General features: G+C 62.2%; 23 protein-coding genes, 1 tRNA gene and 7 pseudogenes. 9 read left to right on the top strand and 22 right to left on the bottom strand.

From position 1 onward, the window contains the following. Positions 1-7: 7 nt before the first annotated feature. Positions 8-1510, bottom strand: coding sequence for an IMP dehydrogenase (gene guaB / locus AC6CIG_RS08840; protein ID WP_018094312.1), 1503 nt, complete (start codon positions 1508-1510; stop codon positions 8-10). 190 nt (positions 1511-1700) lie between these two features. Further along, on the bottom strand, positions 1701-2681 hold the full coding sequence (locus AC6CIG_RS08835) for an MBL fold metallo-hydrolase (protein WP_437411627.1): 981 nt from the start codon (positions 2679-2681) through the stop codon (positions 1701-1703). Between the two features lie 253 nt (positions 2682-2934). On the opposite strand from AC6CIG_RS08835, the gene AC6CIG_RS08830 reads away from it, so the two are divergent. Next, entirely contained in the window at positions 2935-4347 is a 1413-nt protein-coding gene (locus AC6CIG_RS08830; RefSeq protein ID WP_018094310.1) for a DHA2 family efflux MFS transporter permease subunit, read from the top strand. An 80-nt stretch (positions 4348-4427) separates the two neighbouring features. Here AC6CIG_RS08830 and AC6CIG_RS08825 read toward each other — a convergent pair whose 3' ends face one another. The 3 genes from AC6CIG_RS08825 to AC6CIG_RS08815 are packed head-to-tail and all read right to left on the bottom strand — an operon-like array spanning position 4428 to position 7154. Then, complete coding sequence (locus AC6CIG_RS08825) at positions 4428-4811, bottom strand: VOC family protein (RefSeq protein WP_437408279.1); 384 nt, start codon at positions 4809-4811, stop codon at positions 4428-4430. 4 nt (positions 4812-4815) lie between these two features. Beyond that, positions 4816-5553 carry an RlmE family RNA methyltransferase gene (locus AC6CIG_RS08820; RefSeq protein WP_275596713.1) on the bottom strand — a complete coding sequence of 246 codons (738 nt, stop codon included), beginning with the start codon at positions 5551-5553 and terminating at the stop codon, positions 4816-4818. Next, positions 5550-7154, bottom strand: coding sequence for a Ppx/GppA phosphatase family protein (locus AC6CIG_RS08815; protein ID WP_437408401.1), 1605 nt, complete (start codon positions 7152-7154; stop codon positions 5550-5552). Before AC6CIG_RS08815 ends, AC6CIG_RS08820 begins: the two co-directional genes overlap by 4 nt. Positions 7155-7471: 317 nt before the next feature. On the opposite strand from AC6CIG_RS08815, the gene AC6CIG_RS08810 reads away from it, so the two are divergent. Beyond that, positions 7472-7545 (top strand) — tRNA-Gln (locus AC6CIG_RS08810). A gap of 115 nt (positions 7546-7660) precedes the next feature. Beyond that, complete coding sequence (locus tag AC6CIG_RS08805) at positions 7661-8044, top strand: hypothetical protein (protein ID WP_437408277.1); 384 nt, start codon at positions 7661-7663, stop codon at positions 8042-8044. Here the strand turns inward: AC6CIG_RS08805 and AC6CIG_RS08800 are convergent. Continuing rightward, positions 7954-8189 (bottom strand): annotated as a pseudogene (locus tag AC6CIG_RS08800) (short-chain dehydrogenase/reductase); the annotation flags it as partial. The gene AC6CIG_RS08805 and the pseudogene AC6CIG_RS08800 overlap by 91 nt on opposite strands. Positions 8190-8214: 25 nt before the next feature. On the opposite strand from AC6CIG_RS08800, the pseudogene AC6CIG_RS08795 reads away from it, so the two are divergent. After that, positions 8215-8508 (top strand): annotated as a pseudogene (locus tag AC6CIG_RS08795) (LysR substrate-binding domain-containing protein); the annotation flags it as partial. 41 nt (positions 8509-8549) lie between these two features. Here AC6CIG_RS08795 and AC6CIG_RS08790 read toward each other — a convergent pair. The 6 genes and pseudogenes from AC6CIG_RS08790 to AC6CIG_RS08765 all read right to left on the bottom strand — a co-directional run bounded on the left by AC6CIG_RS08790 (position 8550) and on the right by AC6CIG_RS08765 (position 12388). After that, a complete protein-coding gene (locus AC6CIG_RS08790) occupies positions 8550-8846 on the bottom strand; it encodes a chorismate mutase (protein ID WP_437408276.1) in 297 nt (98 codons plus the stop codon). A 138-nt stretch (positions 8847-8984) separates the two neighbouring features. Continuing rightward, positions 8985-9588, bottom strand: a pseudogene (locus tag AC6CIG_RS08785) (DUF308 domain-containing protein). 295 nt (positions 9589-9883) lie between these two features. Then, a pseudogene (locus AC6CIG_RS08780) lies at positions 9884-10111 on the bottom strand (cytochrome b/b6 domain-containing protein); the annotation flags it as partial. Positions 10112-10219: 108 nt separating this feature from the next. Next, complete coding sequence (locus tag AC6CIG_RS08775) at positions 10220-10846, bottom strand: hypothetical protein (protein ID WP_437408275.1); 627 nt, start codon at positions 10844-10846, stop codon at positions 10220-10222. 68 nt (positions 10847-10914) lie between these two features. Then, positions 10915-11505 (bottom strand): TetR/AcrR family transcriptional regulator, encoded by a 591-nt coding sequence (locus AC6CIG_RS08770; RefSeq protein WP_437408274.1) that lies wholly within the window; start codon positions 11503-11505, stop codon positions 10915-10917. Between the two features lie 55 nt (positions 11506-11560). Beyond that, entirely contained in the window at positions 11561-12388 is an 828-nt protein-coding gene (locus tag AC6CIG_RS08765; RefSeq protein WP_437408273.1) for an oxidoreductase, read from the bottom strand. A gap of 93 nt (positions 12389-12481) precedes the next feature. Between AC6CIG_RS08765 and AC6CIG_RS08760 the strand changes: the two genes are divergently transcribed. Continuing rightward, positions 12482-13393 carry an AraC family transcriptional regulator gene (locus AC6CIG_RS08760; RefSeq protein WP_437408272.1) on the top strand — a complete coding sequence of 304 codons (912 nt, stop codon included), beginning with the start codon at positions 12482-12484 and terminating at the stop codon, positions 13391-13393. A gap of 873 nt (positions 13394-14266) precedes the next feature. Here the strand turns inward: AC6CIG_RS08760 and AC6CIG_RS08755 are convergent. The 7 genes and pseudogenes from AC6CIG_RS08755 to AC6CIG_RS08725 form a co-directional block, all read right to left on the bottom strand. Continuing rightward, positions 14267-14776, bottom strand: a complete 510-nt coding sequence (locus AC6CIG_RS08755) for a hypothetical protein (RefSeq protein WP_437408270.1) — start codon at positions 14774-14776, stop codon at positions 14267-14269. Further along, positions 14773-14940, bottom strand: coding sequence for a tryptophan-rich sensory protein (locus tag AC6CIG_RS08750; RefSeq protein ID WP_437411626.1), 168 nt, complete (start codon positions 14938-14940; stop codon positions 14773-14775). The genes AC6CIG_RS08755 and AC6CIG_RS08750 overlap by 4 nt, the downstream gene beginning before the upstream one ends. A gap of 22 nt (positions 14941-14962) precedes the next feature. Beyond that, the gene (locus AC6CIG_RS08745) at positions 14963-15187 is read right to left on the bottom strand and encodes a DUF378 domain-containing protein (RefSeq protein ID WP_437408268.1); all 225 of its coding nucleotides are present in this window, start codon (positions 15185-15187) and stop codon (positions 14963-14965) included. Positions 15188-15192: 5 nt separating this feature from the next. Beyond that, a pseudogene (locus AC6CIG_RS08740) lies at positions 15193-15274 on the bottom strand (integrase); the annotation flags it as partial. Between the two features lie 3 nt (positions 15275-15277). After that, positions 15278-17323 (bottom strand): ATP-binding protein, encoded by a 2046-nt coding sequence (locus AC6CIG_RS08735; protein ID WP_437408267.1) that lies wholly within the window; start codon positions 17321-17323, stop codon positions 15278-15280. Then, complete coding sequence (locus AC6CIG_RS08730; RefSeq protein WP_437408266.1) at positions 17307-18815, bottom strand: ATPase domain-containing protein; 1509 nt, start codon at positions 18813-18815, stop codon at positions 17307-17309. Before AC6CIG_RS08730 ends, AC6CIG_RS08735 begins: the two co-directional genes overlap by 17 nt. Positions 18816-19031: 216 nt before the next feature. Beyond that, positions 19032-19121 (bottom strand): annotated as a pseudogene (locus tag AC6CIG_RS08725) (LysR family transcriptional regulator); the annotation flags it as partial. A 4-nt stretch (positions 19122-19125) separates the two neighbouring features. On the opposite strand from AC6CIG_RS08725, the pseudogene AC6CIG_RS08720 reads away from it, so the two are divergent. The 3 genes and pseudogenes from AC6CIG_RS08720 to AC6CIG_RS08710 all read left to right on the top strand — a co-directional run. Beyond that, positions 19126-19317: pseudogene (locus AC6CIG_RS08720) on the top strand (chromate resistance protein ChrB domain-containing protein); the annotation flags it as partial. Position 19318: 1 nt separating this feature from the next. Continuing rightward, positions 19319-20740 carry a chromate efflux transporter gene (gene chrA, locus AC6CIG_RS08715; protein WP_437408265.1) on the top strand — a complete coding sequence of 474 codons (1422 nt, stop codon included), beginning with the start codon at positions 19319-19321 and terminating at the stop codon, positions 20738-20740. Between the two features lie 215 nt (positions 20741-20955). Continuing rightward, complete coding sequence (locus AC6CIG_RS08710; protein ID WP_275596717.1) at positions 20956-21138, top strand: hypothetical protein; 183 nt, start codon at positions 20956-20958, stop codon at positions 21136-21138. 12 nt (positions 21139-21150) lie between these two features. Here the strand turns inward: AC6CIG_RS08710 and AC6CIG_RS08705 are convergent, their stop codons facing one another. From AC6CIG_RS08705 to AC6CIG_RS08695, 3 genes are all read right to left on the bottom strand, one after another. Continuing rightward, on the bottom strand, positions 21151-21519 hold the full coding sequence (locus AC6CIG_RS08705) for a DUF1236 domain-containing protein (RefSeq protein WP_018094301.1): 369 nt from the start codon (positions 21517-21519) through the stop codon (positions 21151-21153). Positions 21520-21790: 271 nt separating this feature from the next. Then, positions 21791-22435 (bottom strand): Vgb family protein, encoded by a 645-nt coding sequence (locus tag AC6CIG_RS08700; protein ID WP_437408264.1) that lies wholly within the window; start codon positions 22433-22435, stop codon positions 21791-21793. A gap of 34 nt (positions 22436-22469) precedes the next feature. Further along, positions 22470-23693: a helix-turn-helix domain-containing protein gene (locus AC6CIG_RS08695; protein ID WP_437408263.1), complete on the bottom strand. Its 1224-nt coding sequence runs from the start codon at positions 23691-23693 to the stop codon at positions 22470-22472. Positions 23694-23814: 121 nt separating this feature from the next. Here AC6CIG_RS08695 and AC6CIG_RS08690 point away from each other — a divergent pair, with 121 nt between their 5' ends. After that, complete coding sequence (locus tag AC6CIG_RS08690; RefSeq protein WP_018094298.1) at positions 23815-24627, top strand: DUF899 domain-containing protein; 813 nt, start codon at positions 23815-23817, stop codon at positions 24625-24627. Positions 24628-24632 lie beyond the last annotated feature (5 nt).

The raw sequence follows: 24632 nt of genomic DNA, 5'->3' as shown, positions 1-24632 counted from the left end.
GATGATATCAGGCGCCGCCCGGATAGTTCGGGCTCTCGCGGGTGATCGTCACGTCATGGGCATGGCTCTCGCGGAGGCCGGCGCCGGAGATGCGAACGAAGGTGGCGCGCTCCTGGTAATCCTTGATCGTGGCCCCGCCGACATAGCCCATGGAGGCGCGCAGGCCGCCGGCGAGCTGGTGCAGGACGCCGGAGACCGGCCCCTTGTAAGGCACCTGCCCCTCGATGCCTTCCGGCACGAGCTTCAGCGTGTCGCGGACTTCCGCCTGGAAATAGCGGTCGGCCGAGCCGCGCGCCATGGCGCCGACGGACCCCATGCCGCGATAGGCCTTGAAGGACCGGCCCTGGTACAGGAAGACCTCGCCAGGGCTCTCCTCGGTTCCGGCGAGCAGCGAGCCGATCATCACGGCCGAAGCGCCGGCGGCGATCGCCTTGGCGACATCGCCCGAATATTTGATGCCGCCGTCGGCGATGATCGGGATGTCCGCGGCCTGTGCGGCCTCGACGGCCGCCATGATCGCGGCGAGCTGGGGCACGCCGACCCCGGCGACGATGCGCGTCGTGCAGATCGAGCCGGGGCCGATGCCGACCTTGACCGCATCCGCGCCGGCGTCGATCAGCGCCTTGGTACCGTCCCCCGTCGCGACGTTGCCCGCCATGATGCGCACCGAGTTGGAGAGCTTCTTCACCCGTGCCACCGCATCGAGCACGCGCTGCGAATGGCCGTGGGCGGTGTCGACGACGATCAGGTCGACGCCGGCATCGATCAGCCGCTCGGCGCGCTCGAAACCGTCGTCGCCGACGCTGACGGCGGCGGCGGCGCGAAGCCGGCCCTGCGCATCCTTGGCGGCGTTCGGGTTGAGCTGGGACTTTTCGATGTCCTTGACCGTGATCAGGCCGACGCAGCGTCCTTCGGGATCGACCACGAGGAGCTTCTCGATCCGGTGCTTGTGCAGAAGGCGCTTTGCCTCCTGCTGATCGACGCTTTCCTTCACCGTGATAAGGTTTTCCCGCGTCATCAATTCGTAGATCTTCTGGGAAGGATCGGACGCGAAGCGGACGTCGCGGTTGGTGAGGATGCCGACGAGGCGCCCCTGCTTCTGCCCGCCGAGGCCGCCGTTTTCCACGACGGGAATGCCGGAAATGCCGTGCGCCTTCATCAGGCCGAGAGCATCCGCAAGCGTCGCATCCGGGCCGATCGTCACCGGATTGACGACCATACCGCTTTCGAACTTCTTGACCTGCCGGACTTCTTCCGCCTGTTCGGCGGGCGTCAGGTTGCGGTGGATGACGCCGATGCCGCCGGCTTGTGCCATGGCGATCGCGAGCCGCGCCTCGGTGACGGTATCCATGGCCGCCGAGAGGATCGGAAGATTGAGTTCGATGTCCTGTGCGATGCGGGTGGCGATATTCGTCTGACCCGGCATCACCTCGGAATGTCCTGGCTGGAGCAGAACGTCGTCGAAGGTCAAAGCCTCCAGACCGGTTGCCGTTTCGATGATGCGCGCCATGGCCAGTTCCTCTTCAAATAAACGAAAAATCCCCGGGGACGCTCAGCGACTTGTCCACCGGGTGACTTCAAGGCTTTTCTTGGAAGTTGGCGAGGGCTGGTAACACGGATATGCCGGAATGAAAATAGCCAAGGGGCCCAAATCTTATGGCCCCCGGCGAATTGTTGTCGCAGTGCAGCAAGCCGTCTCTTCATATGTCGAACTGATAGCTCGCCGGTACGAAGCGATAGCCCTGATCCTGGCTCTCGACGAAGCCGACGGACGGAAACGGCATGTGATAGCCGATGAAGGGCAGCCGGTCGGTCGCGATCATGTCGAAGACCTTTTTTCTGCTCGCGCTGGCAGCCGCCTTGTCCATGTCGAAGCGAACCTCCCAATCCGGCCGCTGCAGCGACAGGACATAGTGGTTGGCCGTGTCTGCGGTCAGGATCATGGCCTTGCCGTCGGATTCGAGCCGATAGATCATATGCCCCGGAGAATGACCGAACGCAGCCATCGCAGAGATGCCGGGGACGACCTCCCCGCCATCCGCGACAAAGGTGATTTTTTCCGCCAGCGGCACGACCTTCGCCAGCACCGCCTTGTGCCCGTTTTCGGCGGGCGTGCCGACGCGGGCGCCGTCCTTCCAGAAATCGTACTCGACCTGCCCGGTCACATAGCGCGCATTGGCAAAAGCGGGTTTTCCACCCTCCGTCAGACCGCCGATGTGGTCGCCGTGCATGTGGGTGATGACGACGACCGTCACCTGTTCCGGAGCATAACCGGCAGCTTTCAGCCCTTCCGCAAGCTTGCCCGTGCCCGCCTCGCGACCTCCCTCGCCAAGCCCGGTGTCGAAGAGAACGACCTCGGATCCGGTATCGACCAGAACCGGGGAAAAGCCGTTGACGAAGCCGCTGGTCGGCAGGAAATTCTCTTCCAGAAGTTTGGAGACCGAATCCGCAGGCTGATTGGTGCCGAAAATCTCGTGCGGCTTGTCCGCGGCGCGCGTCCCGTCGCTGATCACCGTCACCTTGAAACTTCCGAGTTTCAAAGTCCTGAAGTCCGCACTCATCGCCGTGCCGCCTTTTTCCGTCGTTTCCTGAGCACCGGCAATGCCTGCCAGCAGACTTGGTGCCGCCAATGCGCCCGCGCCTGCTGCGAACAGCGTCCGCCGCTTCAATTGAAAAGCCATCGTCATTCCCTCCTGTTCACCGGCGCTGCCCGCGCGCCGGTGATTACAGGCGAAAAGTAGTGCCTTGACAGAAATGGACAGGACGGATCACACGCATGTGATCTTCAATCTCCGGTTTCGCCCCGACAAAGCCATCGGAACCGCTTACCGGCGACCAGCGCGCTCGAGTTTCTGATGATTTTGTCCTCAAATCGATTTCGAATTAAGAACCAATGGGGCTAACGCCCGCAGTGACAGCCCCAAGGCGCCTTTCATGAACCGCATCGTCCCGTTGATCCTCGCCGTCGCTCTCTTCATGGAGCAGATGGATTCAACCGTCATTTCGACATCGCTGCCGGCAATCGCGCGCGATATGGGCGTCGGGCCGATCACGCTGAAGCTCGCGCTGACCTCCTATATGGTGGCGCTGGCGATCTTCATTCCCCTGAGCGGCTGGATGGCGGACCGGTTCGGCGCCAAGCGAATCTTCCGCGCGGCGATCCTCGTCTTCATCGCGGGCTCCCTCTTCTGTGCGGTGGCGGATAGCCTCTTCGCCTTCGTCCTTGCACGCTTCCTGCAGGGCATGGGCGGCGCCATGATGACGCCGGTCGCGCGCCTCGTCCTCGTGCGCAGTGCACCGCGCAGCGAACTTGTCTCGGCAATGGCTTTGCTGACGATACCCGCACTGGTCGGACCGCTCGCGGGCCCGCCGCTCGGCGGCTTCATCACGACCTATTTCTCCTGGCACTGGATCTTCCTGATCAACGTGCCGGTTGGAATTGTCGGCTATTTTCTTTCCGGCATCTACCTGCCCGAGATGGAGCGGCGAAATCCGCCCCCGGTGGATATCATCGGTTTCCTGCTCGGGGGCATTGCCGCCGCGGGCGTGGTCTTCGGGCTTTCGGTCATCAGCCTGCCGGCCCTGCCGCCGGCGATCGGTATCGCTTCCGTGTCGGCCGGCGTCGCCGCCTCGCTCCTCTATATCTTCCATGCGCGCCGGCATCCGGCGCCCGTGCTCGATCTCAAGCTCTTCCGCGACGGTGCCTTCCGCGCCGCGTCGATCGGCGGCACGATCTTCCGCATCTCCGTCGGCGCAGTGCCTTTCCTGATGCCGCTGATGCTCCAGGTCGGCTTCGGTCTCAGCCCGTTCCAATCGGGCCTCATCACCTTCGTCGGCGCCGTCGGGGCCATCACCACGAAGTTTCTCGCGCGCCGCGTGTTCGCTTTCGCCGGCTTCCGCACGACGCTGCTCATCGCCGCCGTGATTGCGGCCGTCACGACTTTCGCCAACGGCTTCTTCACGCCGGCGACGCCCTATCTCCTGTTGATCTCCGTCCTGCTGATCGCCGGCTTCGCCCGCTCCTTCTTCTTCACCGGCGTCAACGCACTCTCTTTCGCCGACATCGACGATGCCGACGCCAGCAAGGCGACGTCGATGAGCGCCGTGCTGCAGCAGATCAGTCTCGCCTTGGGGGTCGCAGTCGCAGGCGCCATTCTCGAATTCCAGACGGCGCTCAGCGGCGGGCCGCTCGAGCTCGAAGACTTCCACGTCGCCTTCATGATCATTGCCATCGCCAATCTTCTGGCGGCAATTCCCTTCGTCGCCATGGCGAAGAATGCCGGCGCCTCCGTTTCGGGCCATCGGCTGGCCGTGCGGGAAGTGGAGACGACGGCTGCCGGCAAATGATCTACTGCAGGCTCCGATCGGGCGGCGCTGTCAGCGAGGAAAGCTCCGCCCTTTGCCCTTTCAGGCAAGCCGCGTAACGCCTATTCCGGCCGCTCGCAGACCGCCGAAAGCTTGTTGCCGTCCGGGTCACGGACGTAAGCCGCATAAAAATTTGCGTGGAAGGGACGCAGCCCCGGCGCGCCTTCATCGGTGCCGCCACCGGCGAGCGCCGCGGCATGGAAGGCGTCTACCGCCGCGCGGCTTTGCGCCTCGAGCGCCACCATCGAGCCGTTGCCGATGGTCGCGGCCTCGCGATTGAACGGGGTCACCACCCAAAGCCGGCAGCGGAAGTCACCCTCCGCGCCGTAACCAATCTCCACCTCATCCTCCTTGCGCCGCTTGAGGCCGAGGGGCGCAAGCGCCGTGTCGTAGAAAGCGCCCGCCCTTTCGAGGTCGTTGGAGCCGAGGGTCGCATATAGCAGCATGGCACTATTCCTCCGCAGCACCCTCTGCCGGCTCGTCGGTCTTAAGCCCGTGGCGGCCCTTGAAACCCTTGGCGAGCAGAAACATCTCGACCGATTCGGCACGGGAGGACGCCGGCTTCACATGGACGACCTGGCGGAAGTTCTGCTTCAGCATGTTCAGGAGGTCGCGCTCGGTGCCGCCCTGGAAGGTCTTCGCCAGAAAATGTCCGCCCTCCGCGAGTACCTCGACGGCGAAATGCGCCGCCACCTCGCAGAGATGCATGGTTCTGATATGGTCGGTCTGGCGATGGCCCGTGGTCGGCGCCGCCATATCGGACAGGACGATGTCCGGAGCTCCGCCGATCGCCTGTTTCAGCTTTTCCGGCGCCTCGGGATCCAGGAAATCCATCTGCAGGAAGCGGACGCCGGGGATCGGATCCATTTCGAGGAAGTCGATCGCCGCAACCCGCGGATCGGCATCGGTCGAGTTCGTCACCTTGGCGGCGATCTGAGACCAGCTTCCGGGTGCCGCGCCCAGATCTATGATGCGCTTGGCGCCAGCAAGAATCTTGTGCTTCTCGTCGATCTCCAGGAGCTTGAACGCCGCTCTTGCGCGATAGCCTTCGAGCTGCGCCCGCTGAACATAGGGGTCGTTGATGTGGCGCTCGATCCAGCGGCGCGAAGACGCCTTCAGCTTGCCCTTCTTGACCTTCTGTCCGAGCTTGCGGCCGCTGCGATTGCCGCCGATCGGGGATTTCGTCATGCCTCGGTTCCTTCGTGGCGCTTTACCCGTTCCTCGCCCGCCTGCGGAGAACCGAAGCTGCGCTGATGACGGCGCGGACGCCCCCGGCGCCAGGCCCCGTCATCCGCCATCATATCGGTCAGCAGCCCTTCGCGAAGCCCGCGATCGGCGACGCGCATGCGGCTCGACGGCCAGCGGCGGCGGATCGCCTCGAGGATCGCGCAGCCGGCAAGCACAAGATCGGCCCGGTCCGGACCGATGCAGGGATTGGCGGCACGTGCGGCGAAATCCCAGGAGAGAAGGCGCGCCTGCATGGCCGAGACCTCGTCATCGGAAAGCCAGAGGCCGTCCACGCGGCGGCGGTCGTAGCGCGGCAGATCGAGATGCACGCCGGCAAGCGTCGTCACGGTTCCCGACGTTCCGATCAGGTGGAAGCCGCCGCCATAGGAGCCGCTTGCCAGCGCGTCGACGGAGGGGCTCTCGAAGCCGGCAAGCATGGCCTCGACCTCGCGCACCATCACCTCGAAACTCTGGGGCGTCACATGCTCGCCGCCGTGGCGCTCGGAAAGGGTGACGACGCCCACGGGCAGCGAAGTCCAGTGGGTAATGTGATTGGCAAGCCGGCTCGAGCGATTTTCGCCGATCCGGATGACCGCAATTTCCGACGAGCCGCCGCCGATGTCGAAGAGCACGACGGACCGGGTTTCGCGGTCGACGAGCGACGAGCAGCCGGACACGGCAAGCCGTGCCTCCGTCTCGCGATCGATGATCTCGAGTTCGAGACCGGTTTCCTCGGCGACGCGGTTCATGAAGGCTTCGCCATTGGCAGCCGCACGCGCAGCCTCGGTCGCGATCAGCCGGCGCCGGCGGATCGAGCGGGCACCGAGCTTGGCGGCGCAGACCTTGAGCGCTTCGACCGAGCGCTCCATCGCGTCCTCCGAAAGCCGCCCGCTGGCGCCGAGCCCCTCGCCCAATCGGACGATTCGAGAAAACGCATCGACCACACGGAACTGGCCCGGCCGGGTCGGCTGCGCGATGAGCAGCCGGCAATTGTTGGTGCCGAGATCGAGGGCCGCATAAAGCGGTGCCGGCGGCTCGCCCGGCGCGACGAATGGTGCACCGAGCCTCTCCGGACGCGCCTGCTGCTGCGCGGCGGCTTCGCCGCTCCGCGGCCGCGGAGCATCGCCGGACCGCTCGCCCGGCCGGCCTCCCGGCCGCAGGTTTGTCGTCGGGTTGCTCGCGGAAGCAAGCGGCCGCCCCTGCAGGCCGCGCCGATGGCGCGCCTTCCTGTTGCGCTTTTGGGCGCCCCTCTTGTCGCTGAGCGCCGCATCCGACGCCGGCGCGCTTGCACCGGAGGGAGCGGACTGATCTTGCGGTCTTGCTGATTTCGAACGCCGGCGCCGTTTGCGCTTGCGCGACGGCTCCGCCTCGTTCAGTGCTGCGGGACGCCCTGCTTCTCCGGACGGGCCGGATCCGCTGGCAATTGCAGACGGGGAACCGGACGGCTTGCGCCGCCGCCGCTTGCCCTTGCCGCCCCGCGACGCGCCCATGCGCCCCTCGCTGCGGCCTGCTGCCGACGCCCCGGATTCAGACGGCTTATCGCCGTGATCGGGGTCTTTCACTTGTCTCAACCATGGCGCCGCGCGAAGCCTGACGGCCGCTCAAGGCGCTCTCTCGATTTTGCGTTGGCGCGACTGTACCAGCGCCGCCTCCTTTCGCCAAACTTTTTTTGGAACCATAGCGGAGCCGGCGAGCCCGACCGCCCTTCCCCTTCCGGTTGCCGAAGACCGACGAATGACGAGCCCCTTGTCAAGGCTCAACCAAGAAGCGGAAGGACACAGCCCGGCCGCATTTTTTTGGCAAAAGGTATTTGCATCGGGCGTTCTTTTGTTTATAAGCCCGCCACACCGACGCGGCGGTAACACACCGCCAGCGGCCTTGGGGAATAGGTTAACGGTAGACCAGCGGACTCTGACTCCGTTAGTCCTGGTTCGAATCCAGGTTCCCCAGCCAATTCTCACTAAAAGCCTGTAATTCCTTGATTTTCCAGTCGTGCCGGATTCCGTTTTGGCATTATTGGCGACCTGATGCCCAGAACTGGTGCCCACAGGTGATGCCCACGCGAAATATGCGCGGCGGCCTCGCCGGTGGCAGGCAAGGGCAAGGTACCCATGGAGTCCGCCACGACGTCGAAAATCTCATTCGCCGCGGCAACATCTTTTACTGGCGAGCACGCGTCCCCATGTCGTTCGGGCGGTGCCGACCGGGCAGCCGGCTTTCACTGAGCCTTCACTGTTCCGACCATAAAAAGGCTCAAGTCATCGGTCGGAAGCTCAACATGCTGATGGCCGAGCTGAAGTTGAAACAGAAGGAACCGATGTCCAAGGAGCAGTTCCAGAAACTCTGCGCACACGAGCGCGACGGAGCATTATCGGCATCGACCGCCTTTAGGATCACCGCGATTGCCTTGTCGGGATCGCCCGCCTGGTTGCCGTCGTTGGTTTCGCGATAGTGCCTGCGCGAGCTCGCTGCATATTCCGGCATTTCGTTGGCCACCATAGTGATCGAACGCCAAGGAAATCGGTACGAAACGGTCCGGGCTCGACGATCAACACGCGGACGCCGAAGGGCTTCAGCTCTCCGGCGAGGGTTGACGAATGTTCCACCGGAACGTCGCAGGACGGGCAAGTCCCAGATATCGCTTGGCTCATCCAGAGTTTCCCCAACGCGAGACCCGTCCTTCGATCAAACAACCGCAACGTCCAGGGGCGCATGTGTAGGCAGGGCGTCGGGATCGCTGTTCTGCCCCGCGTGGTCGGCGATCAGATCGCAGGCATCCGCACAATGGAACTGCCCAAGTCGCCGCCCGCGCGAGACATCTGGATGGGATATCATCGAGACCTACGACGTCTTCAGAGGCTTCGGGCCTTCATTTCCACCGTATCGGACCATCTCGTGAGTGTGACAGCAAGATGAGCGAGCCGGAGGCGATCAAGCCTGCCGAATCTCCAAGATGTCTACCTCTCGGCCGCAATCTCCTTGTGCCGTTCCACGACAGCACCCACGATCAGTTTCATTAGGCTTTCGACGAAGTGCTCCCTCAATCCGACATCATCGGCGATGTTCTTTAGTCGATCCATTTGCCGTCGCTCCCGCTCATCATCTGTCGCCGGCATCACCTGTGCCGCTTTTAACTGGCCGACTTGCTCGGTACAGCGAAAGCGTTCGGCCAGGATATGAAGGAGAGCTGAATCCAGGTTGTCGATGGTCTTTCGGTAGGACGCAAGTTGCTCTGCCGTATCATGTGTCGTCATTTGAGTTCTTCCAAAGTTCTCTGACAGGCACGACGTGGGCCTGAAGAAATGGGACATCGAAAGTATAATACTGCGCTCTCGATAACTCTGGCTTTCAGATGGTCGCCTTACGCTCATACACCACCGAGCTACGGCACCTCACAGTTCTGCTCTGCGCATACCGCGACGCGAGACCGAAACACTCAGCCATATCGCCGAAACCAGGAAGTAGAATGCCCCGACACCAGCGTAGCCCGTGACCGTGGAGATTGAAGGCTCCTGCGGCATTTGCGCTTGAAAGATAAAGAGCGCGCCCGCTAACGCCGATTGGCCACCGCTCAATATCATCGCCCACTGACCGCCGTTTGTTTTCCAACGACGAACTGCAGCCCCAAGCTGCAGCAGCCCCAAGCTGCAGCAGCCCCGAAAAGATGGCCCATAGGCCGAAGGCGCCGAGGACCCAGTTCATGTTCATCATCAGCGCCAGGATCACCGCAATCGTCATAATCGAGCTCGCTGTGGCGTTGATCACCTGGCTGCGGTTCACCGCAAAGCCACCGCTCCTCGCCGCATCAACGACGTTAGCGGCTGCATCCCAAGCCGGATAGATGATCAGCAGGGCGGCAGCCACTGCAAATGACTGCTGTCCGGCGGTCAGTGCAGCCGCAACCCACAGCACCGAGAACGCCGCCCGTGTAAAGTAATACTGCTTGAGCCATTGGTCATTGCCGCACGTGGCACTGGCTTTCTGTTCGTTCGACATTGGTTTCTATCCCTATCTTTGATTGATGAAATTGCTGGCGTGCGTTTTTCACAAGAAGCAGACATGCTCGCCAAATGGGGTGTACTCGTCCCACTCAAGTCGGCCGATCCGATCGCTTTCGCCGGAGAGTTTCGCGGATGCATCGTCTGGCATCGCACCATCATGCTGAGTATTGTGGGACGCAATCGTTGCCCCAGCACCCTGGCTGTTCTCCGAGCGTCCACGTTTTTCGAACGCCTCGTTGATCGCTCCTTGACGCTTTGCGACCCGTCGGCCGTCCGGATCAGAGAGGATTGAATTCGTTTGGCTGATCTCGGCCTGTCAATATCGCAGGATCGCCATTCGCACCGTAGTGACCCCAGTAGAGTTCAGGGTGAGCGTTGAAGATCTGCAGCCCGCTCAAGAGAAGGAAATTTAGGCAGAGCACGTTCAGCCACTGCGTGAGCCGTGTCACAATCGAGTGCCGGCGGATGAAGACCGTCCGGGGAGAGCGGATATTGTCATTGGAAGCTTGTGCGCTCATCTCAGCGTCTTTCGTCAGTGACATCTCACGGCTGCGGAGAAAGCAGCATCGACGTGTAGTCGCTGGCCGGAGCAGTGGGGCGGCGGCTCCGGGCAGCGACGGCGTGGCTTACATGGGCGGAACCACGCCATTCTTGCCGACAACCACCTGATGGGCGATGGGGCCGGTTGCAGCCTTTTCGGCAGTGATGAAGACGACGGCGCCAGGCACAAGATCGTCCTTGGCCGCCGCAGCAATGGTCACGACAGGCGTGCCGTCCGGAATGGCGATCTTCTTTTCCTTGCCGTGATAGGTCACGGTAACGGTCCGGCCATCGACGCCTTTGACCGCATCCGCGACCGTCGCATTCGTCATGCTGCTGTCGGGCTTGAGATCCCAGCCGTAGCTGCCCTCGCCAAGGCCTTTCATCGCCGGAGGGAAGATCAGGACTTCGAGTGCGCCATCGCCACCGCCCGCCTTTGGCAAGGATGCGATGCCGACAAAATCGCCCGGCTTGATGTCGGTCACCTTGGCTTCCGCGACACTCGCGACCTTCCAGTCGTCGGCAAACGCGACGTCGACAGTCTCACCCTCGCGGGTTTTCACCCTCAGTGTGGAGCCCGCATAGGTGACGATGCTGCCGCGCACGTGGATCGGCACGGCTTTCTTATCCTCGGCATGGGCGGGTGCCGCAAAGGCTGTCATGGAAAGGATGCCCGTCAGGCCGAGAGCTAGCGTAGCGAAAAACGTCTTCATTTTATTCTTCCTACTAGTTGGTAGTTTCGTTGGATGCGATTATACCTGAGGAGCGTAGCGACCGCAGATCAGTGAGAGACTGTGGGCGTAAGACGATGGAGAGCAGGTTCGAGTATCATCGAGAATACTTCCGGTTTCCCGTAGGCTCTGGCCGACAGCATCGCCCCATAAACCGTCGCCAGAAATGCTTCGGCTTCGACGTGAGGCTCGCTGGCGAGGGTGAGGGTCCCTTGCCTGGAGCCACGCTCCATCACTGTCGCCAGCCAAGTAGAGATGAAGCGGAAGAATGCCGTCACCTCCTTTGCGACCTCCGGCGGCAGAGACGGCAGCTCGCTGGCAAGCAGCGCACAGACGCAGTACGGCCTGCTAGTATCCTCAATGCATTTGGCCCAGTGGTTTGCATAAACCTTGAGGATGTCGAATGCATCCGGAACGTTCCGCTCAAGGACTGCCACGGTTGCCTGGCCATCTTCGCGGTATCGCTTGACCAGCTCACGCACCAGATCGACCTTGCTGGGAAAATGGTGGTGAATACTAGCCTTACGAATCCCGACCACCTCTGAGATATCGGCGTAGCTGAAGCCATTGTAGCCGCCGCTCATGAGAAGATTTCGAGCGGAAGCCAGGATGTCGTCGGAGGTCGTAGAAAGATTGCTCATGCCGTCTGTCTACCTTCTAGTAGGCAGACGGTCAAGAACAGAATATCGCCTCGCGTCAGCCGTCGGTCGAGACCGTCACATCCTTCCACGCCTCGACTTCCTGTTGCAGACGCTCAATCCGTGCCGTCACATGCCTCAGCGCATCGCTGCCAAGAAGAAGTTGCGGCGGGGGATTGTCGGACTCGATGAGGGTCAGAACCGCAGCGGCCAGCTTTTGCGGATTGCCAAGCTGCTTGCCGCTCACGGCCTGACGCGCCTCGCGGATCGGATCAAAAAGGCTATCGTAATCCGCAATGGAACGTTCCGTGCGGATCATGGATCGACCTGCCCAGTCTGTTCGAAACGAGCCGGGGCAAAGCGTCGTCACGTGGACGCCGAACGGCGCCATTTCCGAGCGCATGACCTCCGAAATGCCCTGCAGTGCAAACTTGCTGCCGCAGTAATAGGCGATGCCGGGCATGGTGATCATGCCGCCCATCGAGGTGACGTTGACGATAAAGCCGCTGCGGCGCTCCCGGAACCTCGGAAGAAACGCCTTGGCCACCGCGACGGCGCCGAACACATTCACGTCGAACTGGCGGCGCATCTCGTCGATGGGCGATTCCTCGAGTACACCCTCGTGCCCGTATCCCGCATTGTTAATCAGCACATCGACTGGACCGTGATCGTCCTCCGCTTGCTGAACCACGGCGGGAATGCGATCGAAATAGGTGACGTCGCAAAGGACCGGGTGAAGCGGCGGAAGGCTCTTTGCCAAAGCTTCGCGCGAAGCTTCAGAGCGGATGGTCCCGACAACCTTATGGCCAGCCTCGATTGCGGCAGTGGCAATTGCCACTCCAAAGCCCGAGTTCGCCCCCGTGATAAAGAAGGTCTTTTGCGACATTTCTGAAACTCCTTGATTAACCGTCGATGTGACAGATAATCTGGAAATTTAGCGAATTCGATTGCGGATTATTTCAGATTCTTGCCAAATCCTATGAATGAAGAAAGACAGCTATCAGGACATGACCGGCTCATAGCACTCGCCGGGCAACTCGCACCCCGCCTCGGGTATAACAAAACAGCGCTCCATTGTGTGCGTATCCTGCGCACGGAGGCGGTGCTCAACGACATTCCCGTCCTTTATAAGCCAGGCGCTGTGTTCGTATTGCAGGGGAGCAAACATGGCATGCTAGATGGGGAAATCTACCTCTACGACGAGGACCACTATCTTGCCGTCTCGGTGCCCGTTCCCTTCCGGATGACGTCTACGGCCAGTCCACAGCGGCCACTGCTGGCAATCTATCTGGAGTTCGACATGCAGATGGCGGCTGAGATCGCCATGCAGCTCGAAAAACTCGCCAATCCCGCACCCACCAGGCCGAGGGGGCTCTACTCCAGCAGAATGGATAGCAGTACAGAAGACGTCCTGCAGCGCTTGCTGATGGCACTCGGAAGCCCGGTCGAGGTCGCCGTACTTGGAGACTCCATCCTGCGTGAACTGCATTACCGGGTCATGTCGGGCCCGCAAGGTGGCGCAGTGATCGCGGCCCTGCAGCGGAAAGGGACGTCGGGAAAGCTGGTCGAGAGCGTGGCTTGGCTACGGGACAATTACGCAGGCGAAATTGCCGTCGCGGATCTCGCCAAAGCCGTGGGAATGAGCGTCCCTTCGTACCACGTTCATTTCAAAGACCTAACGGGCTCAAGTCCGATGCAATATGTCAAAGCTCTGCGGCTCCATGAGGCAAGGCTGATGATCGCCCGCCAGACAGGAACAATCGCGGAGGTGGCGGCTTCAGTTGGCTATGTCAGCCCGGCGCAATTCAGCCGCGACTTCAAACGGCATTTCGGGCGAACCGCATCGGAAGAGGTGAAGTGGGTCCAGCATCACCTAGGAGAACAGGTTTGACGGTCGCCTCTGAGGACTCCGCCGGCCGGCCGGTGGCGCAAGAGGCCACAGAGCTCCGCTTCATGTCAATGCTCAGGCGCTGATGCCGCCGTTGACGAGAATGCCCGAGGCAGCACCGGGGCCGGCGAGGAAGGCGACCGCCTCTGCGACTTCCCTGGTTTTTCCGTATCGAGCAATCGACAGGCTCGGCAGGATAGCAGGTGCGAGAGCACCATCGGCAGGGGTACCTCCTGGGGGTTTACCTCTAGGTTACAACAGGGAGAAGCCAAGTGGGTAAGGCCCAAAGATGAGTTAAACTGCTGCTATTCGCTGCACCTCCGGTCGTCAACACCCAAGGTCTCGTGAAATGCCTAAGTCCGCACCCAATACATTACCGTTTGGTACGGCGGTTTAGAAATCGCTTTCGATCACCGGCGGTTCTAGGCTTAATTTTCCATGCCAGAAGACCTAGCCCGACCGGGAGGACGTCCTTGACGATAACGCTCCTAACACTGCCGTGTGAGTTGGATGTCCGCTCCTGGGGACTGGCAGCGGATGTCGGAACGGCTGTAATGGAGCGCGAAGCGGCCATCCGCGCGGTGGCCGCGGTAGCGTAAACTTCAGCCCGAAAGCGGAAATTATTTCCGCTTCAGACCCGTGTTGACTGATGCCCAAAGCCTGGGCACAAAAGTGGCATCCACGGTCGCTCGCGATGGGAAAACAGAGGGAATTTCAAAGCTTTCATTTAAAGCCGTTGATCGGATTTGGCGACACCCCGCAGATACCATACGAGACAGACAGCATCGATCGCATGATCGTCGCCCAGTCGTGTGGCGGGTGACCACCTTGTGAAAATGCAGAGGCTCCGGGCGTTTTTCAGCACCGGCATAAAAGTCAAATCGAACGGCTGTCATATGCCCAATGCAGCAGAGCCTGGCGCTGACGCGGCCGGCACCAGCAATCCCCGGGCTCGCAGGCTCGGCGAAGCTGAGCGACATGGCGGCGAATAGCTTTCCAACGGGCGATCTGTCTCTCGTCCTCGCCGGGCATGCGACGTCCTTGGTGATACCGGCAGTACCACTGGAACCAGCCACGCGGATCGTCGGAATGTATCCATCCCTTGGCTCGCCAGACGCTGAGCGGTTGGCTGGCGTCGACACCGAACCAGTTGAGTGATGGATCTTTTCGAAGCGGCGACAGCCGGGCCTCTGCAAACCAGCTGTTGGGGAATTCGTCACGGCAGTCGGTCATGTACTTGCCACCGAACACGCCGAGCCCAAGCATCTCGGCGGGTGTCAAGTCTGGTCGGAAATCGGGATGAAACTCACGGCCAACGGGCGCAACGAGAGCGTACCGGTAGCCTTGCTGCATCCGATCATTCACGAGGATCCATCGGGTTCTCATCGGGCGCCCTGCAACATTGGTTTCGAGCGGTTGCGCCGCCAGATCGACATGTAAAGTGCCGCCGCAAAACTCACCCAGGCGAGGTAAGGAGCAAGCAGCAAGGCAGCCACCGCATTCACGGGGTAAAACACTATAATTGTCACGAGGATCGCGGCCCAAAGCAAGACGAGCGGTCCCTCCCAAGTCCTATCGGTTCTGCCCGGCAGCGAAATTGCCGGAGCCCATCGTAGAAAAGAGGGGAACGATCTGCCAGGCGGCCGACAGTCCCACCAGGATGTAAACGATCCGGGCGAGCCCCGAGCCAGCCCCAAAGATCGCGGCCACGAGGTCGAAGCTGAATAATCCGACCAGCCCCCAGTTCAGGCCACCTACGATCAGGAGGATGAGAGTGAAAACGTTGATAAACTTCATGGTTCTCCTCCAGGTCGAGAGGTGATCGGCGTGATCGACTCGACTCGGAAAGGCATAGTGATCGACCGTTCCTCCCCTGCGCTCCAGAACCTACAATAGCTTTCCAAGCATGTGAGCCAGTTGGTCCTGGGAATACGGCTTTGGCAGCCTGGCCACGTCGATTTCCACGCCCGACGGTAAGTCCGCGTAGCCAGAGGCCAGCACGATGGGTAACCCCGGCATACGGTCACGCGCCGCTTTCGCCAGTTCCGCTCCCGTCATGCCCGGCATCGAGTAGTCCGTGATTAACAGGTCGAAGGTGGCGCCGCCATCGATCAAGGAGAGCGCCTCCTTTCCCGAATAGGCTTCCACGACCTCGTGGCCGAGGTCAGCCAGCATGTCAGCCGAACTCATGGCAATCAGGACATCGTCGTCGACGAGAAGTATCCGCTTGGGGCCGGCTTCATTCCGAGGGCCTGCTGCCGCGACCTCCTGCTTTTTTTCGTGGCTCTCGGATGTCGACACCGGAATCCATAGTTCCGCAGTGGTCCCCTGACCCAGGGCGCTCGTCAGCTTCAACCGGCCGTCCAACTGCAAGGCCAGTCCGTGAACCATGGAAAGGCCGAGGCCTGTGCCCTTGCCGAGTTCCTTGGTGGAAAAGAACGGCTCGATCGCCTTCTCTAGAGTTGCTGCGTCCATGCCCTGGCCCTGGTCGATAACCGACAGGAGGACATAGCGTCCGGGTGCAAGGGATTCAGATACCGCCGGCTGCTCCGCTTCCTTCAGCTCGATCCGGATCGTTCCGCCATCCGGCATCGCGTCGCGGGCATTGACGGCCAGGTTGAGGAGGGCGAGCTCCACCTGGTTGGCATCGGCCGACACGGGCGGGAGGCGCTCCGGAACGGCCACCTCTATGGCGATCCGCGATCCGACCGAGCGCTGCAAAAGATCCTCCATCTCTGTCACGAGTCCGGCGAGGTTTACCGGGCCCACCTGAAGGTCCTGCCTGCGGGCGAAGGCAAGCAGCCGCTGGGTGAGCGACGCGCCGCGCTGTGCGCCCTGCAAGGCTCCGTCGATCAGTCGCGTAGCCTTCGCATCGCCGGCAACATGCTTTCGGATGAGTTCAAGGTTGCCGAGCACCGCCATCAGGAGATTGTTGAAGTCGTGCGCCACTCCGCCGGTGAGCTGGCCGATCGCTTCCATCTTCTGCGCGTGGCGAAGCTGCTCCTCGGCCCGTTCCCGCTGACTGACCTCCGCCAGCACGAGCCTGTGCGCCTCTTGCAGCTCGCGAGTCCGCTCCGCCACGCGTTCCTCGAGCATCTCGTTGAGATGCCGCTGCTGTTCTTCGGCCTGCAGGCGCTCGGTTATGTCGGCTGAAACCCCGACCAGCTTGATCGGCCGCCCGGTGCGGTCCCGGTGGAGTTGCGCGCGGATTTCAGCGCCGTGCACAGAGCCGTCAGGCCAGACGGTCCGGTAGGCGATGGCGTAGTCGGCCCCCGTTTCCATCGTGTTGCGCACCGCCTCCGTCATGCGTGCCAGGTCATCCGGGTGGATCGCTTGCAGCAAGTCCTCGTAGGTGAAGCCGTCCTCCGGCGAGCGGCCGAAGATTTCCCTGCAGGTGGGCGAGGTGGTCAAGCCGTTTGTGGCCAGATCGAGTTCCCAAGCCCCGAGGCGGCCGGCCTCCAGCGCCGTTTGAAGGCGGCGTTCCCCTTCGTCCAGTGCCTCCATACGGGCGCTCGCCTCGTATTGCCGGCGTCGCGCGCGCATCGCGGAACGCGCGACGCTGATGAATGTCGTCGGGTGGAAGGGCCGCTCGACGAAACTGACATTGCCGAGGACTTCCGATAGTCGGGCGGCGGCTGGGTTTCGCTCAGGACCGCCGCCGCGCGCGGTGAGTATGATGAAGGGAAGGTCGGACCAACTCGGCTGCGTCTCGATCCACGAGACAAGCGGACGCAGGTCGACCGACCGCAACGCCTCTTCCGTCATCACGGCGAAGGCGGCGTTCTCGTTCAAATCCACCACCAGCGCGTCCAGGGTCGAGGCAATTTTCGCAACCAAGCCCGCTTCCTGCAGCAACGCCGCCGCAATCTGCCCGTCGCGGCCCAGCGGGGCGTGGATCAGGCCAAACACATCTCGCTCAGGAATGGGTGCCATCCTCGTCAAGTGCTTGCAAAAGGGGCTGTCGGTTTCCCACGAAAACAGGAACACCACGCAGGACTCCCTGGAACCCGGAAAGGGGTTCGCCGAGCGTCAACCCCTTTGTTCCGATCTTGTATTCGCGGATCGTATCCTCGTGTTGTCCGGTGCGCTTCTTGATCACCGAGATCGCCCGGCGAACCCGACCCTCCGCCTCGAAGTAGCGCAGCAGGATGACTGTATCTGCAAGGTACGTCACGTCCACCGGCGACTTCATGTCGCCGACGAGGCCGTGCTGCGCGACGGTGATAAAGGTGTTGGCACCCTGCCTGTTCAAATATTGCAGCAGCTCATGCATGTGCAGGATAAGTGCGTTCTCCTCAGGCATCGCAGCCTGATAGCCGTTGATGCTGTCAATGACGACCGTCTTGGCGTCGAAGCTGGCTACCCTGTCCCTTACGCGCTGGGCGAACTCGCCGGGTGACAGTTCGGCGGCGTCGAGCTGTTCGATGTGGATCAGGCCCTCCTCGCGCAGGGCCTCCAGGTCGAGCCCCATCTCCTTCGTGCGGGCAAACAGCAGCCCCAGTTCCTCGTCGAAGACGAAGATCGCCGCCCGCTCGCCGCGCCGGATCGCAGCCTCTACGAACTGAAGTGCAAACAGGCTCTTGCCGGTGCCGGCAGGGCCGATCAGCAAGGTGCTGGAGCCGCGTGCGATGCCGCCGCCGAGGAGATCGTCGAATTCACTGATGCCACTCGCCACCACGGTCCGCTGAAAGCCCGACCTGTGTTCCGAGGCGCGCAGCCGCGGGAAGACCGCGACGCCGCCGGTCTTGATGATGAAGTCATGATAGCCACCACGGAACGCCTGCCCCCGATATTTGAGAACCCGTAGACGGCGACGCTCAGACCCGTAGTCCGGAGCAAGCTGCTCAAGGTGGATGACACCATGCACCACGCTATGGACAGTCTTGTCCATGGCGTCGGAGGTCATGTCATCGAGAAGCAGAACCGTTGCGTCCGAGCGCGAGAAAAAGTGCTTCAGCGCCAGGATCTGGCGGCGGTAGCGCAGCGAACTCTGGGCCAGCAGCCGGATCTCCGAGAGGCTGTCGATCACCACCCGATGGGGCTTCACCCGCTCGAAGGCTTCGAAGATGAGCTTTGTGGTCTCCCCGAGCTCCAGGTCGGAGGAGTACAGGAGGCTTTGCTGCTGGTCGGCATCAAGAAGGCTTTCCGGCGGAACGAGCTCAAAAATCTCGACCTGATCGCCGATGTCCTTCCCATGCGAGAGGGCACTGTCGCGCAGTTCCTCCTCGGTTTCCGAAAGCGTTATGTAGAGACAGCGCTCGCCAATGCTGGCGCCTTCGAGCAGGAACTGCAATGCGACCGTCGTCTTCCCCGACCCGGGAGCCCCTTCGAGCAGGAAGACGTGGCGGCGTGAGAGCCCGCCGGACAGAATGTCATCGAGGCCCTCCACCCCGGTCTTCGCTTTTGCACTTGAACTGTCTGTCATACATCCTCCATGGCGGCCTATGAAGTAGAGTAAATGCGCTGGTTTCCTAGAGGGGAAGACGTTGAAGCCAGGAGATTCGTTCCGCCATCGCAGCCAAACTCAGCCGGGGCGGCGAGCGGTTGTGAGCGTCCGTTGAGCCTGAGGCAGAGCGGTCTGTTCGAGAGTGGCAGCAGGTGAGGTGACGCCGCAGCAGGTCCTTGGCGCAATTTCGCGTCTCCCCAAACGAACGCCGGCATCGAAGCGCTTCTCCACGATGTTGCGCATCCCGTTATCGCTGTAGAGCTCCACCTCGATGTCAGGGTAATCCGGCGCCGACACGGCTCGCCTCGATCTTTCTCCGCAAGCACCGGGCCTTCTCGCCGCTCGCTGGGGCTGTCGCGCATGAACGCGGGCGACGATGAACAAGTTGAGGCAGACTTACTTCCGTACGACGCCTTCTATCGTGGTGCCGTGACGCGACTGATGAGATACACAATGGCTGTTGCCGAAGAAGGGAGCGTGAATTGACCGAAACTGCAAAGAACACGACCACATCGGCTCAAGGTCAGGCTTTGAGCCACGGTATTTCCTTTGGCGAGGCGCTACGGGTCTGGGCACGCGTGGCGGCTTTGAGCTTCGGTGGCCCAGCCGGGCAGATTGCGATGATGCACCGCATCATTGTCGAGGAGAAGCGCTGGATTGGCGAGACCCGATTTCTACATGCGCTGAACTATTGCACTCTACTGCCAGGGCCGGAGGCGCAGCAGCTTGCAATCTATATCGGCTGGCTCATGCACAAGACCAAGGGCGGTCTGGTTGCAGGGGCCCTGTTCGTGCTCCCCGGCGCCGTTGCCATCATGGTGCTGAGCTGGATCTACGCCCTCTTCGGAAATGTCGGCGCCGTTCAGGCGCTGTTCTTCGGATTGAAAGCCGCGGTTCTGGCGATCGTGCTCGAAGCGGTTCTTCGTATCGGCCGTCGGGCGCTCAGGAACAGCGCCATGATAGCCCTTGCTGCCGGGGCATTCATCGCGCTTTTCCTGTTCCGCGCCCCCTTCCCACTGGTCGTCCTCGCTGCGGGTCTCATCGGCTTTGTCGGCGGTCGAGCCGGCTGGGCTGCCTTTCAGGCGGGCAACGGACACGGAAAAGTCGGCAGCAGGCAAGTCGCTGATATCGAGACCGCGCTTGGCGAAGAGGTTCCGGCCCATGCACGCCCCCCAATCAGTTGGTCGCTCAAGGTTGCCGGTGTCGCTCTCTTTTTGTGGTTCGCTCCGGTGCTTGCACTTGTCGCGTTATTTGGCCCAGGCAATGTCTTTACCGACATCTCGATCTTCTTTTCTAAGATGGCGATGGTCACCTTTGGCGGCGCCTATGCGGTTCTCTCCTATGTCGCTCAGCAAGCCGTCGAGCACTATCATTGGCTGAAGCCCGGCGAGATGTTGGACGGCCTCGGCATGGCTGAGACGACGCCGGGCCCGTTGATCATGGTCACGCAATTCGTGGGCTTCATGGGCGCCTACCGCGACCCCGGTCTGTTTCATCCGTTGCTCGCTGGCACGCTGGGCGCGCTGCTCACGACCTGGGTGACTTTCGTGCCCTGCTTTCTCTGGATTTTCCTCGGCGCGCCGTTCATGGAAACGATGCGCAGCAACAGGGCTCTGTCCGCCGCGCTGGCGGCAATCACCGCGGCGGTCGTCGGGGTCATCCTGAATCTGGCGATCTGGTTCGCGCTGCACGTGCTCTTTCGCGAACTCTATGAAGCGCGCGGATTCGGCATGACGGTCGATGTGCCGGTTCTGAGTTCCGTGAACCTGGACTCTCTCATTCTGACCGTCGGCGCGATGGTCGCGGTGTTCCGGTTCAAAATCGGCATGCTGACAGTCTTAGCCGGCTGCTCCCTCATCGGCCTTGTCTATGGATCGTTCATGGAGTGGATCCAGCTCCTGTAACGCGATCCAGCAGCGCTTCGACTCGCGGATGGATGTTCCGACGCGTTCATCCTATGTCATGGGGGTCGTGACCGAGGCGGACGCGCCGCGGCCGCAAGCTCACCTCGGTGCCGCGTAGTTCCTTGAAGACGTCGCTATAATCGCCGTACCCAGGCGCCCGCATCAGGAACCCAGCCACGGCTGGCCCGTTTTCATTCTGCCGAAAGGAGAAGACGATGAGCACCAAGGATACCAATGCGACCCCTGAACAGTCTGAACCAGCCGATATTCGTCAGCCGGCAAACCGAAAGAAGCACCGGGACGAGGAGTCGATCGCACCACCAACGGTCCAGCCTCCAGGGGCAAAGGACACGAGTGAGAAACCCGAAGTGAACCCGGTCACAGGCGGGGCGCTATAGCGCTCGCCGCGCCTATTTGACCACCTGCACGACGGTGCGGCTCTTTACATCCGCGATGACGCGCTTCTCGTTGACCACCGCAAAGCCATAGCGCCTGTCGGCCGGAACCGTATTGAGAAAGACTGTTTCAGGCACCGGTTTGCCAACGGATATCTGCTCCTGCAGCACAAGCGGCCGTTGCGGAAGCGGCTGCAGTTCGACGTATTGCGTCACGCCTGGCGGCGGCGGGTCGATCGCCGTACCCTCGACGGGTCCTGCGGCAGCGACCACCGTGGTATCGGCAGCGCCGATCTCGTTTGTGCTTTGCGCTTTTACAGGAGCCGCGGTCAAGAAAACCGCAACACCCAAGGCAACGGAGCTCTTGACGAGGACAATTGTCATGAGAGCTACTCCAGCTACGAATCCCTTCTCGTGAAGAATCGCCTGCCGCGAGCTTTGTTCCGGCCTGTTGGCGGTATCGGACCTTGGTCCTACACGGGAAGGTTAAAGGTCCTAGGACCATTGCACGCTGCTCCTCGTGACGCATATCGCTCTGAGACGACCACGGCGGCATCCTCGTCAGCCGCCCACGTCGTCTGAAGGTCCCAGAGTCAACGCGATTGTCCCTTCTAAACGCTCTGGGACCTTCATTGCGGTCCATCTCCGTGACCCTCTATGCGGAAACCCGGCTTGGCCTGCGCACGGCCCTCACCTTCCCGCTGCTTCCTCCGCCACAGAAAAAGCGATCGCCGCCATCGGATTCAAGGCCGGAAACGCCTGCACGCGGGGGCATTTCGAGCGTTTCGAGGACTTCTCCCGTTTCCGGGTCAAGGCGTCTCAAGTCGCTCTCGTCGCCCTCCCATGTCGCATGCCAGAGTTCGCCATCGACCCAGGTGACGCCGGTGACGACCCGGTTGGATTCGATGGTGCGGAGAATCTTCCCGGTGTCGGGATCCACCTGGTGGATCTTCCGCCCTCGGTAATGGCCCACCCAAAGCGTTCCTTCCGCCCAGGCCAGGCCTGAATCGCCGCCCTCGGCAGGCGCCGGAATGGTGGCAAGCACGCGGCCGGTCTCCGGATCGATCTTCTGGATACGATCTTCCGCAATCTGGAACAGATGCCGACCGTCGAAGGCCGTTCCCGCATGTGCGGCGACATCGATCGAGCGCACCGTCTTGCCGCTCTCCGGATCCAGGGCGTTCAGCCTGTCGCCGGAGGCGAACCAGACGTGCCGGCCATCGAAGGTGACGCCGGCCACCTGCTCGGTATTCGGAAAAGGTCCGTACTCCTGGAGAATTTCGGCTTTCGATCGTTTCATTTTTCCATCCTCGTCGCTGTAGCTGCCTCGCATACTAGTCGCTCGGTAGCGGGCCCGGGAGTAACAAGACTGTCGGGAAGCCCGGGACGGGCGGGGTCATCCAGCGAAGCGCCCGTCCGCGGCCGAAGGACTGTACCTTGCCGGCCGACGCAAGCTGCTCGAGTGCGCGCTGCACGGTGCGCGGGCTCGCCCCGAGCGCAATCGCCAGTGCCGAACTCGACCACGACTCTCCGTCGGCCAGCAGGGCAAGGACCCCCGCATGCTGCTCTTCTACCGGCGGCGTCAACACGACGACCTCGCCCGCGCGGCGCGGCGAAAGCACAAAGCCCTGTTTCGTCGCCCACACCTGCGCCAGCGCATGAAGTTCCGTGCGGAGCCGTCCGATCTCCACGCGCAACCGGGCGCGGTGCGATTCGTCCGCATGTCTTGCCCGAAAGGCGCGTGCGAGGAGCGTGGCTCTCGGCACGTCTGCCGGCCAGGCTTCGCCGAGCGCGCGGGCAAGCGCGAAGAGCACCGGGCGCGTCGCGAGCGAGACGACCAGCCTTTCGTCCCGCACCACATTGCGGCAGGCATCCACCACGAGCGCTCCCGACGCGAGCAGCATTTCCACTTCCTCGATGAGGAGAGAGCGCTCGCCACCGCTGCCGATCAGGCGCGCGACGGGCGCATCGAGCACGAGCGATGCGCTTTCGACCTCGGCCGTCAGTGCCGGGATATTGGCTTCGCGCGCGGCGCGTTCGGCTCGGGCGAGCGCTATCCGCGCGGCTTTCGCCTGCAGACGCCGTATGGCGATGCCGGCGACGACGAGTTCGCGGGCCGCCCGCGTCGCCGGGGGGAGCGTCATGCCGGAGTCCAGCTCCGCAAGCGCGCGTTCTGCCTCGTCCAGGCGGCCGATGAGAAGCAGGCGCCGGGCCTCGAGATTGCGCGCATGCGCTGCATTGACGTGATCGCCATGCGCTTCGAGCGTCGACCTCGCCGCTTCGAGCGTTTTCGTGGGCCAGCCGAGATCCCGCGAGACGAGCGCAATCTCGGCCTCGGCGACGATGCAGCGCGCGCGCGCCACCGCCTGTCTCTGGCCGAAGGCATGCGCAGCGCTTCTGAGAAGAGTCTTCGCCCGGCCGAAATCTCCGAGCTGCGCCATCGCAATGCCCCGAAGCGCGAGCGCATGCGCGTCGTCGCGCAAAGCCACGCGGTTCAGTACGCCGAGGAGATCGCCGGCCGCGAGCGCCCGTGCCGCAGCGGTGATCAGCGAGTCCATCGAAATCCCGTCACACTTGTCACTCTCACCATTCGATCTCCGGCCCTAGTCTGGGTTCCTGTCGGTCGAGCAGCCCGCCCCCGGGCAATGTACGACGACAAATGGCCAAAGGAGAAGAATGATGACGGCACATGCAATCGGAACACGGGAAGAATGGCTGGCAGCGCGGCTCGACCTGCTCGAGGCCGAAAAGAACCTGACGCGGCGAAGCGACGAGTTGGCGCGGTGGCGCCGGGAATTGCCTTGGGTACGGATCGACAAGGCGTACCGGTTCGAAACCGACGAGGGCGAGGCCTCGCTGCGCGACCTCTTCAAGGGGCGCTCGCAACTCCTCGTCTATCATTTCATGTTCGGGCCCGACTATACGGCCGGCTGCCCGTCCTGCTCTGCGATCGCCGATGGGTTCAACGGGATCGTCGCTCATCTCGAAAACCACGACGTCGCCTTCTCCGCGGTTTCGCGCGCGCCGCTTGCGAAGCTCAAGGCCTATAAGCAGCGGCTGGGATGGAGCTTCCCCTGGGCTTCTTCGGACGATGGCGACTTCAACCGCGATTTCTGCGTCTGGTTCACCGAACAACAACAGCGCGAGGGCGGCATCGAGTATAATTTCCGCCGCGAGCCGCCAATCCCCGAACAACCGGCATCTGAGCCGCTCGCGGGCAGGACAGTCCGGGATTGGGACCCGAGCGGCAGCGAGGGGCCGGTCGCACAGATCGCAGCCATGACGGGAACCGACGTCGCCACCTATACACGCGACAGGCCCGGCGTCAGCGCCTTCGCGATCGAGGATGGAATCGTCTATCACACCTATTCCAGCTATGCGCGTGGACTGGATGGGCTATGGGGCATGTATCAGTGGCTCGACCGGGCTCCCCTCGGACGCAACGAGAACGGCATATGGTGGCGCCGCCACGACGAATATCCCCAAGTGTGACGGTC

Source organism: Sinorhizobium sp. GQ132 (assembly GCF_059758575.1).
Note: the sequence above shows the minus strand (reverse complement) of the source record. Positions and strands in the feature narration are given on the sequence as shown.

Coding starts and splice junctions, on each gene's coding strand:
- guaB (WP_018094312.1), bottom strand. CDS start 1,510: ATGGCGCGCATCATCGAAACGGCAACCGGTCTGGAGGCTTTGACCTTC.
- AC6CIG_RS08835 (WP_437411627.1), bottom strand. CDS start 2,681: ATGGCTTTTCAATTGAAGCGGCGGACGCTGTTCGCAGCAGGCGCGGGC.
- AC6CIG_RS08830 (WP_018094310.1), top strand. CDS start 2,935: ATGAACCGCATCGTCCCGTTGATCCTCGCCGTCGCTCTCTTCATGGAG.
- AC6CIG_RS08825 (WP_437408279.1), bottom strand. CDS start 4,811: ATGCTGCTATATGCGACCCTCGGCTCCAACGACCTCGAAAGGGCGGGC.
- AC6CIG_RS08820 (WP_275596713.1), bottom strand. CDS start 5,553: ATGACGAAATCCCCGATCGGCGGCAATCGCAGCGGCCGCAAGCTCGGA.
- AC6CIG_RS08805 (WP_437408277.1), top strand. CDS start 7,661: ATGCGCGGCGGCCTCGCCGGTGGCAGGCAAGGGCAAGGTACCCATGGA.
- AC6CIG_RS08790 (WP_437408276.1), bottom strand. CDS start 8,846: ATGACGACACATGATACGGCAGAGCAACTTGCGTCCTACCGAAAGACC.
- AC6CIG_RS08775 (WP_437408275.1), bottom strand. CDS start 10,846: ATGAAGACGTTTTTCGCTACGCTAGCTCTCGGCCTGACGGGCATCCTT.
- AC6CIG_RS08770 (WP_437408274.1), bottom strand. CDS start 11,505: ATGAGCAATCTTTCTACGACCTCCGACGACATCCTGGCTTCCGCTCGA.
- AC6CIG_RS08765 (WP_437408273.1), bottom strand. CDS start 12,388: ATGTCGCAAAAGACCTTCTTTATCACGGGGGCGAACTCGGGCTTTGGA.
- AC6CIG_RS08760 (WP_437408272.1), top strand. CDS start 12,482: ATGAATGAAGAAAGACAGCTATCAGGACATGACCGGCTCATAGCACTC.
- AC6CIG_RS08755 (WP_437408270.1), bottom strand. CDS start 14,776: ATGAGAACCCGATGGATCCTCGTGAATGATCGGATGCAGCAAGGCTAC.
- AC6CIG_RS08745 (WP_437408268.1), bottom strand. CDS start 15,187: ATGAAGTTTATCAACGTTTTCACTCTCATCCTCCTGATCGTAGGTGGC.
- AC6CIG_RS08735 (WP_437408267.1), bottom strand. CDS start 17,323: ATGGCACCCATTCCTGAGCGAGATGTGTTTGGCCTGATCCACGCCCCG.
- AC6CIG_RS08730 (WP_437408266.1), bottom strand. CDS start 18,815: ATGACAGACAGTTCAAGTGCAAAAGCGAAGACCGGGGTGGAGGGCCTC.
- AC6CIG_RS08710 (WP_275596717.1), top strand. CDS start 20,956: ATGAGCACCAAGGATACCAATGCGACCCCTGAACAGTCTGAACCAGCC.
- AC6CIG_RS08705 (WP_018094301.1), bottom strand. CDS start 21,519: ATGACAATTGTCCTCGTCAAGAGCTCCGTTGCCTTGGGTGTTGCGGTT.
- AC6CIG_RS08700 (WP_437408264.1), bottom strand. CDS start 22,435: ATGAAACGATCGAAAGCCGAAATTCTCCAGGAGTACGGACCTTTTCCG.
- AC6CIG_RS08695 (WP_437408263.1), bottom strand. CDS start 23,693: ATGGACTCGCTGATCACCGCTGCGGCACGGGCGCTCGCGGCCGGCGAT.
- AC6CIG_RS08690 (WP_018094298.1), top strand. CDS start 23,815: ATGACGGCACATGCAATCGGAACACGGGAAGAATGGCTGGCAGCGCGG.